Genomic DNA, 14275 nt, shown 5'->3' with positions numbered 1-14275 from the left:
GGTTGTAGTTGGGATGTAATTGGTAAAAGTTGTAAGTAGTAAATATTGTAGGCTTGAGGGTTGAAGCTTGAGGCTGAAAGATTCGTATCTCGTAACTCTCCTTCATCATTCATCTTTATAATTCAAAACCCGTGTCACGTAAATCGTAAATCGTAATTTGATTTATATCCCATATCAATGAATATCAAATATTAAAATATCTTAACCTAGGTAAAAAGTAAAATCTGTTTTCACAATATTACTCCAATTCATACCATTCATCCACCTTCAATTGCTTTCTTCTTCCCAGCTCCTCGGGAGCATAATATTTTGCTAAATAAGCTACGATCAATTCCTCATTGGTCCCCAGGTCCCATAAATCCTGGGTTTCCTGCATCCACCGGATCACCCTGATCCAACCTTCTGCGGTAAATCGGTTTTGGGTCACGAGTTTGGCAGAGTGGCAATTGGTGCAATTGGCAATGACTGCAGTCAGGCCCTCCCCTGCTATCAATCCTGTTTCCACATGGATTCCCTCCTCAATTGGACCTATGATTGGCCCACTTTCTTCTATAAGATGTTCTTCCCCAATACCCGCTACAAAAATATCTGGCTGGAAACGTAGTGTAAAAACAAAAGCCAATACAACGACCATCAATCCCAGCAAAAGCAAACTCAACAGCCCCAATGAGTCGAGCAACTTTTTTAAATCTCTTTTTTCCATCACCTTACTTTTACTGCAATTCGGTGACAGGCATTATTGAGGTAGCCTTTGGGATTCCAGCCCGGAACCACCATCGGTTGTGAAATGCCTTTTTCGTCGGTGGCTTTGGCCCAAATCTCATAATAGCCCTTTTTGGGGAAATCTATTTTTGCAGAAAAATGCTGCCAAGCAAACCGATTTCTTGGCTTATCAAGCACACATTTATTCCAAGTACTGCCAAAATCGAAGGAATAAGCAACTTGATCTACTTGTAATTCCCCTGCCCAAGCATGGCCCCTTATTTCCAGTGAGCGACCCAGATTAAGGATGGCTCCTGTTTTAGGATAGGTCAATACGGATCTTACAGGCATAGACTCTATGATACACATGTCTTCAGGAGAAACCTCGACACCCGCGGCCACTGGTTCACAGGGTACTCTATAGGATGGAGATTCCATTTTGGCACCGTCATGTATCCTGTCACGGATGGAAAGCCCAGTCAGCCACTTACCTGATACAGAAGCCGGATATCCGCCAGCCACCAAGCGTAAAGGATGCCCATGGATCAAAGGAATGTCTTTTCCGTTCATGCCAAAGGCGATTAAAGTCTCTTCCTGCATGGCTTTGGCAATGGGTATGCCTCTTGAAATGGCTTCCTTTTTAGGATCACCACTGAGATGTCCATCGTTGCCATGATAGCCTACATATACCGCATTTTTTTTAACCCCTACCTCCTGCAAAAGGTCCTTTAGCCGAATTCCAGTCCACTCGGCAGAGGATACCGCCCCGACACCCCATTGGTTACCTTCAGTAGGGGGATAGAATTCACCTCGTCCGTTGCCACCACACTCCAGGGTAATCTGATACGTATGGTGAACAAATCCATTCTTTATTTCAGCCAGAGAATAAGTCTTTTCCTGATTGACGGATTCCCCGCCGATTTTTAGCATCCAAGTCCTCAAGTCGCTGATTTCAGGAACGAGTCCATTGTTTCGGACAAACATTTTTTCAGCAGGGGTGATTTTGTCATCCAGTAGATGGGAGGGGGTTTCTATATTCCAGGGTTTGTCATTCAGCACAATCAACTCCTCCATTTTCCCGAATTCCTTCAGCGTTTCAGGATCAGAAAGAGCTAAAGGAAGATAACCTTTGGGCAATTTTGAAGCAAACACAATTTCAGCCCCCACCAACATGGACAAAGTGGCAAGTCCTGAATTTTTTAAAAAACGCCTTCTATCTTTCATTATTTTATGGTCACTGCAAGGTATCCTCAGCTCCACCACCAAGTTAATCCATTCCGCTAAAAATAAAAAAACAGGGCATCAATTATGCATTTTAACTTCAGACAATACTCCACCCTTTAATAAGTAAGTTCAAATCATAAACTCCCGAATATTGGCATTTAGCAAAATTTTCCCCGTATGTCAAGATCAATTAATTCTTTGTTCAAAATTGAGAACATTTCAATTGAATCGTTTTTATTTCAAACAATGAAACTACAAACCTGTTATCTCAATGAACTTTAACCAATTATTTATATCATGTCACAAGAAAATAAAAACATCCAGTCATGGCCGGATCTGGCCATAGGTCTCTATGAAAAACTAACAGGAAAAGGTGCAGTAATTTCCTATGATTTTGAGGATTTTTCAGTAGGAGTTCCCAAAGAAGTCGGTTCAAGCGAATATACTTTCTGGAAGCTGAACGGCAAGCTTAACATTTCAACCACTGAAAAAAAATAGCCATGTATCCCATTCAATTGATCAGCGACTTGAGTCTGGAATCGGATGAGATCAGAATCACCATCTTGAGTAATGAAAAAGAAATTGCCATAGCGATAACTGGTGAAGCTATTCCAAAAATCGATGTTCCATTCAGAAAGTTATATGGCATGTACAAAAACTTTCCATTGCATACGGATCAATTGATAACAGTGGTTTACAACCAAAAAGAGATTTATCGATCAGATAAATCTCTTCTTTCCAAAGCCAATTGGATCTTTGTGATCAGAACATTTTTTAAAAACCTATTTTAGGTCCCAAAATAGGTGTTTAGTTCCTCTACCATCAATTCCTTTTCTCTGAGATCTTTGATGATTTTCCCCTTCTCCAAAAGCACGATCCTTTCACAGATGTCAGTGACATGGTTAAGGTCGTGGGAGGAAATAAGGAAAGTGGTCTGACTAACTTCTTTTTCTTGTAAAATGAGCTTTTTAAGTCTAATCTGTGAACTTGGGTCCAAGTTCTCGAAAGGTTCGTCAAGCATTACAATTTCCGGATTCCCCAACATAGCCGCCGCAATGCCCACCTTTTTCAAGTTCCCTTTTGACAGATCTCGGATGTATTTCTTCTTCCCCATGATTTCATCGTTGAAAAGCTCCCTGAATTTTTCCAGATGAAGATCTATATCGGCCTCAGATAAGCCATAGATTTTCCTTAGGGTTTCAAAATATTCATCAGGTGTCAGGTAGGAAAGCAACATGTGTTCATCCAAGTATGCGCCTACTTTAGACTTCCATCCCTCATCCTTACTGACATCAGCCCCGTCTATGAAAACCACTCCAGAGGTGGACCGCACCAAATCCAAAATAATCCGAAAGAGTGTGGTCTTTCCTGCCCCATTGTTTCCTACCAATCCAAAACATTCTGTTTTTGGAATATGGAGGCCCTCCACATCGAGGACCACTACATCTTTGTATTGTTTCTTTAAAGCTTCTATTTTAATCATAATTCTTGTCTGAATGATGCTGATATCTGATACCGGTTTTTCAATACTTTTTGAATGGCAATTCTGGATAGGACAGGGAAAGCTAGGATACCAATTATCCCTGTAATTGCCAATGCCGCCAATCCTGCATAGTCACTTACAAAATAAGCAAAGGGAAGGTAAACTGCATAAGGGGCCACCATCATGGGAATAATCATCAAAAACTGGGCGATGCCCACTCCCTCATAGTTGAACATGGCCCCTTTGTTTAAATCCATAGGTTTAGGTTTCCATAAGGCCAGATATATTACCAAATGGATAATTACCCCGATGTTGAATAAAAATGTAGCTAGGTGAATCAAGAGAAATTGCCAGCCAAAATAAACATAGGGTACTGATAAAAGAAAACAAAGGCAGGATATTGCTATAAAGAGCAAGTATTTGCCCTTGACCAAAGCCTCAGCTCCAGCCTTTTTACTCAGGAAAAAATCAAAATTCGCCGAATTCCAGCTTAAGAAGAGTTGTCCATATTGCAACATAAATATTCCTGTGATAAAAGCACCTACAAAAATGAAGATGGCGGAAATCCCTCCATCTGAAGTCTGATAAACTGGATTGGAATAAAAGATCAAACCATATAGTAGGAAGAAGGCACTCAGCATCAAATAAGTCCGGCTTTTTTTGTGCCTTAAAATGAGTTTCCATTCCACAGTGGCCATTTCCCCAGCCAATCCGAACCTAGACAAAAAACCGAAAGACTGTTGGGCAAAGCCTCCTGATGCTACTTCCTCCTGCACCAAATCCTCTAAATAGGCATTTTGCCTGTAATATTTATAGGCAAGAAAATAGGTGATGCAAAATAGTCCAAACAATACCAATACCGGTAAAGAGGAGCTTAGGGCAAGATCAAAAACAGGTTTCATGATTTCGCCCAGGTTATACCACCCGAAATAGTTGGAGCCAGCACCCAACAAAAGAACAGCAAAAACTACAATCAAGCCAATGAAGCTGTCCTCAAATTTTTGCTTGAACCACAGCATAACCCAATGTAAAGTCCAACTTGTCAACAGGATGGACAAAAGCCAAGTCCAAGCGGAGGTGGTACCAAAGACTACCGCCACCTCCCTGAATGCAAAAGGCGCAAAAAGAAGCAAAGCCATAAGGCTCAGCGGAGATATAAATGATCTGATCAACAAGAAATGGATGAGGTGGGATTTTTTGATGGGAAGATGCAGCAAGCTTCCTAGATCGAGAACAGGAAGCTTCTGTATAAAATACCGATACATGAACTCAAACAAAAAGAAATAAATCAGTACACTATTAAGGTAATCTGTTGCTTGTGGCTTTTTCAGAAAATCAGTAATGATTTCTTTGAGCACTACTCCCAATACCAAGACATATCCCAATAACAGGAGCGCAATAAATACCAGAAATATCCCCACCAAAAGACTTCTTGCAAAAGAAGTCGACCGCATGGTCTTCAGAACTTCCAGTCGGATCAATTGAAAAATCATAATCTCGCTTAAATTAAATCTTCCTAAATTAGCAACATATCTTTATACAAAGCAATGATAGGTTATTAAAAATTACCTTTAAATTCCTTTCACATGCGCACTCATTACAACCAAAATTTCTTTGATCTCCTTCAGGAAAGAAGGTCTGTGAGGATTTTTGATCAGGAGCGTTTTTTTGATCATGAGACCGTAAGGGCATGTTTGGAGATGGCCACCCTGGCACCTAACAGCTCCAATTTGCAGCTCTGGGAATTTTATCGGATCAAGGAAGGAGACCTAAAGAATAAAATGGTACCCCTCTGTATGCGCCAAAAAGCAGCACTCACTGCCAGGGAACTTGTGGTAGTGGTAACAAGGAGAGACAAATGGAAGAAAAGATCAGAAGCAAACCATGCCTATATCAAAGAGTTGTATCAAGCGGCAGACGAAAAAAAACGCAGGCAAGCCTTAAACTATTATGGTAAACTTGTGCCTAAGCTATACACTAATTTTTTTGGTTGGTCTTGGATCAAGCAAGTGATCGCATGGTATTTAGGCTTGAAAAAACCCATGGTGAGAGAAGTCTCAGAAACGGATATCAGGATCAGTGTACACAAAAGTGCCGCTTTGGCAGCCATGACATTTATGTATGCCATGAAAGCTGAAGGTTATGATACTTGCCCCATGGAGGGTTTTGATTCCAAAAGGGTGAAAAATCTGCTCGATCTGCCAAAAGCCTCAGAAATCTCCATGATCATTGCCTGCGGTGAAGCTAAACCAGAAGGGATTTATGGCAAACGATTCAGAATTCCATCGGATGAGGTCATTTTTGACCTTTAAATCTAAAAATTCGGATAACATGATAACCTGACAACTTCTAGGGATTAAAGTTCGAACTGCTTAATTTCCTAAGACTAGGAAGAAAATAAAAGTAAGGCAATCAATAATCCCTATACTTCCTTTTGATCAATTCGCTCTTCCCGTCTTCTTTCAGTTCTACGATAAATATATTTTCGTAATCGATTTCTTCTATTGGTGGGATTTTTGGTTCTTGCCCAATAAAATAATTGGCCAGGTGATGGATAGAATTGGAATGCCCCACTACCAAGACATTCCCTTTGATTTCCCGTAATTCTTTGACCAAAGCATCTTGGTCTTGGGCGGAATAATAGCCCATAGCAATACCGGTTTTTTCGGCCAGGGGTGTGGCTGTCAGGCGTGTTCTAAGGGTATTCGTGATAAATATGTGTTCAATATCCCTGTTTTCAAGGATCTGTGCAAGCTTTTTGGAACGGACCGTTCCTGCCACACTCAATGGAGGATCCTCTTTTTCAAGCTGCTTTTCAGCATGCCTGACGATGTATATGGTTTTGGGTTCTTGCTTGGTGCCACAGGAAAAAATGGCCCCTGCAATGGTTGTCATTAAGAGAATAGCTAGTAATTTTTTCATCGTTCGAATTTAACTACTTCAAGATGCCCAACATAATCCTTGGGTGATGATGTAGATACAAATGGAATTGACCAGAATGAAGATTCAACCGCTAAAGGTATTGTCGAGGTGTTGGTCTTTGGCTTTGATGATTTCAAATTCCAAATATTGTTCCCAAAAAGGCTCTTCCGGGAGGGCGGCACGTAGATAAAGTTTTACCTTTTTGATGGGGTGTACAAAAACCAAATGAAAAGCATGGAGATTGATGCTGGCGTCCGGATTAGGCTTGGAAAATCCGTATTTCAGATCCCCACGGATAGGACAACCCATGCTGGCCAATTGTACCCTGATTTGGTGTGGTCTGCCTGACACCGGCCTCACTTCAAGCAACCAGTGGTCATTGAGCTTACCCAAGGTTTTGTAGTTCAATTCTGCTTTTTGGGACCCTGGCACTTCACGGTCATGGGCTGTTACCACATTTTTCTGCTCGTCCTTGACAAGGTAATGGTTGAGTTTACCCATTTCTTCTTTGGGCTTTCTTTTACAAATGGCCCAATATACTTTATGGATTTCCCGTTTTCTAAAAATCTCCATCATCCTTTCAAGCCCTTTGGAAGTCCTCGCAAAAACCACCAGACCACTTACTGGCCGATCCAACCGATGCACAGGATGTAAGAATACCGCCCCAGGTTTTTCATACTTTGCTGCGATGTATTCTTTGGCATAATCAATCAAGGTCTTATCCCCCGTGATATCTCCCTGTACCAAAATACCGGCGGCTTTATTCACCACCAAAAGGTGATTGTCTTCATAAACTACGGTAAAAGGTTTCTTTCTCATGTCTGGCAAAATTTCCTCTGCAAAGGTAGCAAAAGTATTGGGAAGGGGCTAAGGAGAAATATGCAACCCAAAAATAAGTAAAACTATGCATTTCATTGAATCCGATTTATTAAGCCTATTCGTGTAACTCCACTACCGAAAATAAAAATACATGATTCCCTTTTCATAACACCTTGCAGCAATAAGTCGGAATGTAGGGAACCATATAAATGAAACGTTCCTTAATAAGGAATAATCATCAAACCTAAACTGAGTAATTGATGAAATCAGCCCCCATCCGGGGTTTAACTCGAAAATCCTGAATACCATGATTTCACATTTTTTCAAAACCACCTGGGAAGTCATCAAAAAATCCCTCAGCAGCCTGAGAGAACAAGAACCAGTGGTGTATTGTGCAGCAATAGCTTTTTTTACAATTTTCTCTTTACCTGCCATCCTGTTGGTAGTTATTTTGGTAGGCCGGCTTTTCTTTGACGGAGAAACCGTAAAGGAAGAAATTGTGATAAAATTCAGGGAATATGTGGACGCTGAAGCTGGTGAACAAGTGGGCAAGGTAATCGATAACATCATTGAGCTGCCCACCGGCTTTATTTATATGTTTTTGCTCGCTCTGATCGTGATAAAAAGTGCAACCATGATTTTTTTTATCATGCAAAAAGCCCTGAATTCCATTTGGAAAGTGTCTGTCAAAAAAAAGGTTAATTTCTTTAAACTTTTGAAATACCGGTCTGCTACGTTGATTCTTGTCGTTGGTATGGGATTTATACTTGTACTAAGTCTGCTCCTGGATCTAACAATAGGCTATGTGCGAGGTCATCTGGATATTTTGCCTAACTTTCTGGAAGGCACCCTTATCACAGGAGTCAGTTTGCTTTTCAATGTTTTGGTTGTGTTTGTTTTTTTTACTTTTATACATAAGTACCTTCCTGATGTCCTCATCACTTGGAGGGATGCTATTGCAGGAGGTATGATCACTACCCTTTTGTTTGTTATTGGAAAAGAAGTGATTGCTATCATTCTCAACAATGCCAAGATCGAAGGTTATTATGCTGCGGCAGGGTCTTTGGTGATACTGCTACTTTGGATATTTTACAGTTCAATCATTTTCTTCATTGGAGGTGTTTTCACCAGATCTTACAGCAGGCACCGAGGACATGTAGCGGAACCAAAGCCGATTGCCTACCTGTATGAAAAGGAAGAAAGAGGAAACTAGATTTATGGTGGGGGGATTTTACCCCTGTCAAAATTCCGAAGTGAAATGAAATTCTATCTCTGGATAGTTGTCTTGAACCATCTGAAGCCAAGACTTGGTTTCTGCCATAAAGACTAATTTGCCGTCTTTGTCCCTTGCAATGTGCCTGTTCTTGGAACGAACGAATTCATCCAGTTGCTTTTTATCCTTGCTTTGGATCCAGCAGGCCTTATAGAGATTCATCGGTGCAAATTCAACTGTGGCATTGTACTCATTTTTCAGCCTGAACTGAATTACTTCAAACTGTAGCTGTCCCACGGTACCTACCACACGTCTTGACCCCATGTCAAAAGTGAACAATTGGGCCACCCCCTCCTCCATCAATTGCTTTAGCCCTTTTTCCATTTGTTTGGTTTTCATGGCATCTTTGTTGATCACTTCCCGAAAAATCTCAGGAGAAAAGCTGGGTATGCCTTTGAAGGTCATCTCTTCCCCATCGGTGATTGTGTCTCCTATTTTTAGATTCCCCGTATCATACAAACCCACAATGTCACCAGGAAAGGCCTCATCGATGATTTCTTTATCTTGAGCCATAAATGAGGTAACATTCGAAAACCGCAAAGGCTTTGGGCCTCTTACGTGGTTATAGGGTTTGTTTCTTTCAAATCTGCCTGAGCAAATCCTGAGGAAGGCAATCCTATTTCTGTGATTGGGATCCATGTTGGCATGAATTTTAAAAATAAATCCAGAAAAGTTTTTCTCCTCCGGAGTCACCTCCCGGGATTCCGTAAGCCTGCTTTTGGGCGCCGGTGCAATGCGGATAAAGGTGTCCAACATCTCATTGACTCCAAAATTATTGACCGCTGACCCAAAAAATACGGGAGCAACTTTTCCTTCCAGGTAATCTTTGGTATCAAAATCAGGGTATACTCCTTCAATCAGTTCAACATCTTCCCTCAATTGATCCGCATAGCTATTTCCCAATATGCTGTCCAACCGTTCATCGGTGAGGTCTTCAAATTCTTCTCGTTCATCACTGAGCTTTCTTTGGCTTGGGGTAAACAGATTCAGTTTTTTTTCATAAAGGTTGTAAACCCCCTTAAAGCTTTTGCCCATACCAATAGGCCATGAAAGTGGCCTTACCTGTATGTTGAGCTTTTCCTCCACCTCATCCAAAAGATCATACGGATCTCTTCCTTCCCTATCCAGTTTGTTGATGAAACAAATCACAGGTGTATTGCGCATCCGACAGACTTCCATCAGCTTTTCGGTCTGAATTTCTACCCCTTTCACACAATCAATGACCATAATGACCGAATCAACCGCAGTTAAGGTCCTGTAGGTATCCTCAGCAAAATCCTGGTGACCTGGAGTATCCAAGAGATTGATCTTGATATCTTTGTATTCAAACCCCATCACAGAAGTAGCCACAGAGATCCCCCGTTGTTTTTCTATTTCCATCCAGTCAGACTTGGTTGCTACATCAATTTTATTGGATTTCACGGCACCTGCTGTCTGGATGGCTCCTCCGAATAGCAGGAGTTTTTCTGTCAAGGTGGTTTTTCCTGCATCCGGGTGAGCAATAATGGCAAAAGTGCGCCTTTTTTGTATTTCTTGGGTGAAACTCATGGTGAATCCGCTAGTGTTTTGGAGGGGCAAAGGTAAGCCTAAATTCAGTAGTTTGGAAAAATTACTTTTACAAATGATCCATTTCCAAATCTAGATTTTGTTGGAGGCAAGGGCAATGCATGCGATGCAATCCACCTAAAAAAATTATCCCAAAAAGCCTTCTGACCTAGCCTCGTAAGCTTGCTCATTGACACCATTAAGGACAATTCTGAAAGTGGTGCCTTTTCCCACTTCTGAGGACTTGACAAAAATCTTTCCGCTATGGTAGCCTTCAATGATTCTTTTAGCCAAGGTGAGTCCAAGACCCCAGCCCCGCTGCCGTGTGGTAAATCCTGGATGGAACACTTTTTTATACATTTTCTTTTCCATTCCTCTACCCGTGTCTGTTATGTCTACAAAAACATACCTTTCGCTTTCTTTGACGATATCGATGGAGATGGAACCCTGACCTTTCATGGCATCTACCGCATTTTTACAGATATTTTCTATGACCCATTCAAATAAGGATCGATTGATTTTGGCTTCAATGTCTTCGGCATATTTATTCAACTGTATATCCACCTTGCTGGAAATCCGGGGTCTCAGATAAGTGATGGCTTCATCAATCACCTGATAGACATTTTCATCTTGTATAGAAGGCTTGCTTCCAATTGAACTGAATCGCTCTGTGACCATCCTCAACTTGACCACATCCTTATCCATTTCCGATATCACCTCTTGGTTTTCCTCCCATACGGGTGAGTTTTTGAGGTAATCTATCCAAGCCATCAATGAAGCAATGGGAGTACCCAGCTGATGGGCCGTTTCTTTGGTCAGCCCCGCCCAAACACGGTTTTGTTCTGCAATTTTGGATTGGTTAAAAACTGCATAGGCTAAAATGCCAAACACCAGAATGACCGAAAGTTGCACATAGGGATAATACTTCAATCGGGTCAAGAGCTCAGAATTTCTGTAAAAAATCAGGAGATCCTCAGTCATTTGGATGGGATCATATTCTGCTTGCATCAGTTTAATTTCACGCTCTAGGGTTTCCAGTTTTTCCTCCTCTGTGCTGTTTGGTTTGAACTTGATGTTTCTGGATTCTCCGGTCGGATTGCCCTCTATGTCCGCTATGATGGCCGGAATGTTGTTGTTTTGCATGATGATCTCCTGGTTGATGAAGTTCAGGTTGTCATCCATGTTGCTAGCCGCATACTCCAACGCGGATGCATAAAGGTCAATTTGCTTTCTTTCCCTTTCTTTCAGCTCTTCTACGAGTGTATTTGTATAATAAATAGACCCAATACTAATGATCAAAGAAAACAGGAATATCAACCATTTTACGCTCCCTCTGTTGGAATAAAGGTCAATAGCGGCTAAATCCTGAAATTTATTTTTTATCATGGGCACGCGCTGAGTCAGCAAATTTTTTGGTTTTGATTATAACTCCTGTTTCGGATAGATATTATCTATTCCAAATAGGAAATATTCATTAGAAAGGCTGGAGATAAAGTTGTAAATTGGAGTAATATTTTTAAAAAAACAAAACTTACCAATTTATGAAAACCAACGATATCGGCTTGAGAATAAAAGAAAGTCAGGCATTGAGTGAAAAGCTCAACCTCCTTTTAGCCAATTACGAAATATACTACCAAAACCTGAGAAATTTTCATTGGAACGTTTCGGGACCGAATTTCTTCGAACTCCATGCCAAATTTGAAGAGTTGTACAACGAAGCCAATCTGGCCATAGATGAGACTGCCGAACGTATCCTTACCTTGGGTGAGCGTCCCTATTCATCCTTTCAGGAATACATTGATAATGCCGAGATCAAAGAGGCCAAAAAAGTGGATGACCACAAACAGATGGTGGAAATTATCAGAGAAAACCTAACCACCCTGCTAAACCTCGAGAGGATGGTTCTAGAAGCGGCTTCAGAAAAGGGAGATGAAGGTACCGTCACTTTGATGAGCGATTACATCACATCCAAAGAAAAAGTGATTTGGATGCTTTCGGCATATCTAAAATAATTAATAATAAACATCCTATAGGCGCACACAGCCGTTCCTTATTGAGGAGTGGCTGTTTTTGTTTTAATCTGCCTTTATCCATCTCCATAAAGTTCTGTAATTGACTTTGGTACCATGGACTAAAATACCAATTCGGTAAATTTTTCCGGCCAACCAAGTGGTAAAAAGAAATCCTAGGATCAACAGACCCATAGACAGGGCCAAATCAAAAAACGGCACCCCATAACTTGCTCTGCCCATCATGGCAATGGGAGAGGTAAACGGAATGATGGACAACCAAAAAGAGACTTGACTGTTGGGGTCTTCTAATACAAAGACAAAAAGCCCCATATAAGCAATGATAAGGGGTATGGTAACCGGAAACATAAATTGTTGTGCATCTGATGGACTATCTACCGCGGCACCGATAGCTGCAAAAAACGCCCCATAAAGAAGGTACCCACCTATAAAATAAAACACAAAAGTCAATGCCAATTTTATGAAATTAATACCATAGATCACCTCTAAAATCTGTGCCATTTCAGCAGAATCTCCCATAGCCGAAATCGCAGCCGGATTGGCCATTTCCATGGCCTGTTGCTGAGGCATCTGCATGCCAAAATACCCCACCACCACAGAGGTCACCGCAAAAATCAAAACAATCCAAATCAAAAACTGTGTCAAACCCACAGCACCAATGCCGATGATTTTTCCCAACATCAACTGAAAAGGCCTAATGGAAGAGACCAAGATTTCTATGATCCGGCTGGATTTTTCCTCTATTACTCCCTGCATGATCTGATTGCCATATATCAGGATAAAGACATAAATCAAGATCCCTGTCATGAATCCAATCACGAAATTGACCGTGGCATTGGATATTTTTTCCTCCCCAGCATTGTCAAGGGTGATGGATTGAATGCTGACATTGGTCCTAAGGGAATTGATCAATTTGGGATCTATACCAGATTGAAAAAGCCTAAGTTCTTCAATTTTCCGTTTCAGGGAAGATTCAAGGGTGTTGACCAAAGCGAAGCTGGGGGTCTTATTGGTATAATAAACTATCCCTGAAGGATTTGTTAAATCGATTTTTGGAATGTACAAGAAGCCATAACGATCACCGTTCTGTACCAAGGTTTTGGCCTCTTCCCTGCTTAGATTTGAAAAAGTGAAAACATACTGATCCGCACTTTCCAGAAAAAATTCGTTACTTTCATCAACTACTTCTATGATTCTCAGAGCATCCTCCCCTGTATCTTTCATGGCGATCCATAGAAAAACGGCCATGATAGTGGGGAAAATCAATGGCGTGAGTAAGGTAACCAGTAAGAAGGATTTCTTCTTAACTCTGGACAGATACTCCCTTCTGATGACCAGTAGAATTTTATTCATGGGTATCTTCTTTCACTTTTTCCATAAAAATCTCCTCAATGGAGGGGATGATCTCCTCGAATCCCAAAATTTCCCCATATTCCATGGCTTGGCCTAGAATCTGATTGGGAGATTGGCCATTTAAAGGAATGAGAAAACTGGCATAATCCTCAGTTTCTACCCCATATTGCCAATTAGCTGGCAGGGGTTTCCCGTTTTTCTTGATTTTGGCCAGAAACTCATGGGGTTTTGAAGCTAGCTTTACTTCCTTTACAGGTCCATCAAGCACTTTGAAGGAGCGATGGATCATGGCAATGTGATCGCAGAGTAGCTCTACGGACTCCATTCGGTGGGTAGAAAGGATCACAGTCGTGCCCAAAGATTTCAGTTCGAGTATCTCATTTTTTATCAGTTCGGCATTGACAGGATCAAAACCACTGAAGGGTTCATCCAAAATCAGGATTTCAGGACTATGTATCACAGTGGAAATAAACTGGATCTTCTGTGCCATACCTTTGGAAAGGTCTTCTATCTTTTTCTCCTTCCAAGAATGTATGTCCAAACGTCTCAACCATTCTTCTACCTTTTGTCTGGCTTCCCCTGTCGGCATGCCTTTCAGTTGGGCAAAATATAGCAGCTGTTCGCCCACTTTCATTTTCTTGTACAAACCCCTTTCTTCCGGAAGGTATCCAATTCTGCTTATGTGCTTAGGTTGTAATCGCTCTCCCTGAATCAAAATATCACCTGAATCTCCCTCGATGATTTGGTTGATGATTCTAATCAGGGTGGTTTTACCTGCGCCATTAGGGCCCAATAGTCCAAAAATAGATCCTTGAGGTATTTCCAGATTTATATCTGTAAGGGCGGGAGTTTTCCCGTATTTTTTACTCAATTGGATCACTTCCAGGGTTTTCAACACAGTACAGGTTTGAGGAATTAATATTA

Annotated in this window: 15 protein-coding genes; 5 read left to right on the top strand and 10 right to left on the bottom strand. The window is 41.2% G+C overall.

The window, feature by feature from the left end:
• Positions 1-238: 238 nt before the first annotated feature.
• Entirely contained in the window at positions 239-703 is a 465-nt protein-coding gene (locus tag H1A14_RS10025) for a cytochrome C (protein WP_194776119.1), read from the bottom strand.
• Positions 703-1926: a sulfite oxidase gene (locus tag H1A14_RS10020; RefSeq protein ID WP_194776118.1), complete on the bottom strand. Its 1224-nt coding sequence runs from the start codon at positions 1924-1926 to the stop codon at positions 703-705. Before H1A14_RS10020 ends, H1A14_RS10025 begins: the two co-directional genes overlap by 1 nt.
• 297 nt (positions 1927-2223) lie before the next feature.
• Here H1A14_RS10020 and H1A14_RS10015 point away from each other — a divergent pair, with 297 nt between their 5' ends.
• Positions 2224-2424 (top strand): hypothetical protein, encoded by a 201-nt coding sequence (locus H1A14_RS10015; RefSeq protein ID WP_194776117.1) that lies wholly within the window; start codon positions 2224-2226, stop codon positions 2422-2424.
• Positions 2425-2426: 2 nt separating this feature from the next.
• Entirely contained in the window at positions 2427-2717 is a 291-nt protein-coding gene (locus H1A14_RS10010) for a hypothetical protein (RefSeq protein WP_194776116.1), read from the top strand.
• Here the strand turns inward: H1A14_RS10010 and H1A14_RS10005 are convergent.
• Together H1A14_RS10005 and H1A14_RS10000 are read right to left on the bottom strand one after the other, a co-directional pair.
• Complete coding sequence (locus H1A14_RS10005; RefSeq protein ID WP_194776115.1) at positions 2714-3409, bottom strand: ABC transporter ATP-binding protein; 696 nt, start codon at positions 3407-3409, stop codon at positions 2714-2716. The two genes, H1A14_RS10010 and H1A14_RS10005, sit on opposite strands and share 4 nt — an antisense overlap.
• A complete protein-coding gene (locus H1A14_RS10000) occupies positions 3406-4902 on the bottom strand; it encodes a DUF5687 family protein (protein WP_194776114.1) in 1497 nt (498 codons plus the stop codon). The genes H1A14_RS10005 and H1A14_RS10000 overlap by 4 nt, the downstream gene beginning before the upstream one ends.
• A gap of 93 nt (positions 4903-4995) precedes the next feature.
• Between H1A14_RS10000 and H1A14_RS09995 the strand changes: the two genes are divergently transcribed.
• Positions 4996-5721 carry a nitroreductase family protein gene (locus H1A14_RS09995; protein WP_194776113.1) on the top strand — a complete coding sequence of 242 codons (726 nt, stop codon included), beginning with the start codon at positions 4996-4998 and terminating at the stop codon, positions 5719-5721.
• 100 nt (positions 5722-5821) lie between these two features.
• Here the strand turns inward: H1A14_RS09995 and H1A14_RS09990 are convergent, their stop codons facing one another.
• Both H1A14_RS09990 and H1A14_RS09985 read right to left on the bottom strand, forming a co-directional pair.
• Positions 5822-6331, bottom strand: coding sequence for a SixA phosphatase family protein (locus H1A14_RS09990; RefSeq protein WP_194776112.1), 510 nt, complete (start codon positions 6329-6331; stop codon positions 5822-5824).
• An 84-nt stretch (positions 6332-6415) separates the two neighbouring features.
• The gene (locus H1A14_RS09985; RefSeq protein ID WP_194776111.1) at positions 6416-7150 is read right to left on the bottom strand and encodes an RluA family pseudouridine synthase; all 735 of its coding nucleotides are present in this window, start codon (positions 7148-7150) and stop codon (positions 6416-6418) included.
• Positions 7151-7457: 307 nt separating this feature from the next.
• On the opposite strand from H1A14_RS09985, the gene H1A14_RS09980 reads away from it, so the two are divergent.
• Positions 7458-8363 carry a YihY/virulence factor BrkB family protein gene (locus H1A14_RS09980; protein WP_194776110.1) on the top strand — a complete coding sequence of 302 codons (906 nt, stop codon included), beginning with the start codon at positions 7458-7460 and terminating at the stop codon, positions 8361-8363.
• Between the two features lie 27 nt (positions 8364-8390).
• On the opposite strand, the gene H1A14_RS09975 is transcribed toward H1A14_RS09980, so the two are convergent.
• Positions 8391-9971 (bottom strand): peptide chain release factor 3, encoded by a 1581-nt coding sequence (locus H1A14_RS09975; RefSeq protein ID WP_194776109.1) that lies wholly within the window; start codon positions 9969-9971, stop codon positions 8391-8393.
• A gap of 144 nt (positions 9972-10115) precedes the next feature.
• Complete coding sequence (locus tag H1A14_RS09970; RefSeq protein WP_194776302.1) at positions 10116-11351, bottom strand: sensor histidine kinase; 1236 nt, start codon at positions 11349-11351, stop codon at positions 10116-10118.
• 158 nt (positions 11352-11509) lie between these two features.
• Here H1A14_RS09970 and H1A14_RS09965 point away from each other — a divergent pair, with 158 nt between their 5' ends.
• Entirely contained in the window at positions 11510-11980 is a 471-nt protein-coding gene (locus H1A14_RS09965; protein ID WP_194776108.1) for a Dps family protein, read from the top strand.
• A gap of 63 nt (positions 11981-12043) precedes the next feature.
• Here the strand turns inward: H1A14_RS09965 and H1A14_RS09960 are convergent, their stop codons facing one another.
• Entirely contained in the window at positions 12044-13351 is a 1308-nt protein-coding gene (locus tag H1A14_RS09960) for an ABC transporter permease (protein ID WP_194776107.1), read from the bottom strand.
• Positions 13344-14246: an ABC transporter ATP-binding protein gene (locus H1A14_RS09955; RefSeq protein ID WP_194776106.1), complete on the bottom strand. Its 903-nt coding sequence runs from the start codon at positions 14244-14246 to the stop codon at positions 13344-13346. Before H1A14_RS09955 ends, H1A14_RS09960 begins: the two co-directional genes overlap by 8 nt.
• Positions 14247-14275 lie beyond the last annotated feature (29 nt).

This window comes from Pararhodonellum marinum (assembly GCF_015354735.1).
In the GTDB taxonomy this organism is placed as follows: domain Bacteria; phylum Bacteroidota; class Bacteroidia; order Cytophagales; family Cyclobacteriaceae; genus Pararhodonellum; species Pararhodonellum marinum.
The sequence above is the reverse complement of the archived record's forward strand: the minus strand, read 5'-3'. Positions and strand labels throughout refer to the sequence as shown.

What these genes read in the sequence shown, in the direction of transcription:
- H1A14_RS10025 (WP_194776119.1), bottom strand. Translation starts at nt 703, where the DNA reads ATGGAAAAAAGAGATTTAAAAAAGTTGCTCGACTCATTGGGGCTGTTG.
- H1A14_RS10020 (WP_194776118.1), bottom strand. Translation starts at nt 1,926, where the DNA reads ATGAAAGATAGAAGGCGTTTTTTAAAAAATTCAGGACTTGCCACTTTG.
- H1A14_RS10015 (WP_194776117.1), top strand. Translation starts at nt 2,224, where the DNA reads ATGTCACAAGAAAATAAAAACATCCAGTCATGGCCGGATCTGGCCATA.
- H1A14_RS10010 (WP_194776116.1), top strand. Translation starts at nt 2,427, where the DNA reads ATGTATCCCATTCAATTGATCAGCGACTTGAGTCTGGAATCGGATGAG.
- H1A14_RS10005 (WP_194776115.1), bottom strand. Translation starts at nt 3,409, where the DNA reads ATGATTAAAATAGAAGCTTTAAAGAAACAATACAAAGATGTAGTGGTC.
- H1A14_RS10000 (WP_194776114.1), bottom strand. Translation starts at nt 4,902, where the DNA reads ATGATTTTTCAATTGATCCGACTGGAAGTTCTGAAGACCATGCGGTCG.
- H1A14_RS09995 (WP_194776113.1), top strand. Translation starts at nt 4,996, where the DNA reads ATGCGCACTCATTACAACCAAAATTTCTTTGATCTCCTTCAGGAAAGA.
- H1A14_RS09990 (WP_194776112.1), bottom strand. Translation starts at nt 6,331, where the DNA reads ATGAAAAAATTACTAGCTATTCTCTTAATGACAACCATTGCAGGGGCC.
- H1A14_RS09985 (WP_194776111.1), bottom strand. Translation starts at nt 7,150, where the DNA reads ATGAGAAAGAAACCTTTTACCGTAGTTTATGAAGACAATCACCTTTTG.
- H1A14_RS09980 (WP_194776110.1), top strand. Translation starts at nt 7,458, where the DNA reads ATGATTTCACATTTTTTCAAAACCACCTGGGAAGTCATCAAAAAATCC.
- H1A14_RS09975 (WP_194776109.1), bottom strand. Translation starts at nt 9,971, where the DNA reads ATGAGTTTCACCCAAGAAATACAAAAAAGGCGCACTTTTGCCATTATT.
- H1A14_RS09965 (WP_194776108.1), top strand. Translation starts at nt 11,510, where the DNA reads ATGAAAACCAACGATATCGGCTTGAGAATAAAAGAAAGTCAGGCATTG.
- H1A14_RS09960 (WP_194776107.1), bottom strand. Translation starts at nt 13,351, where the DNA reads ATGAATAAAATTCTACTGGTCATCAGAAGGGAGTATCTGTCCAGAGTT.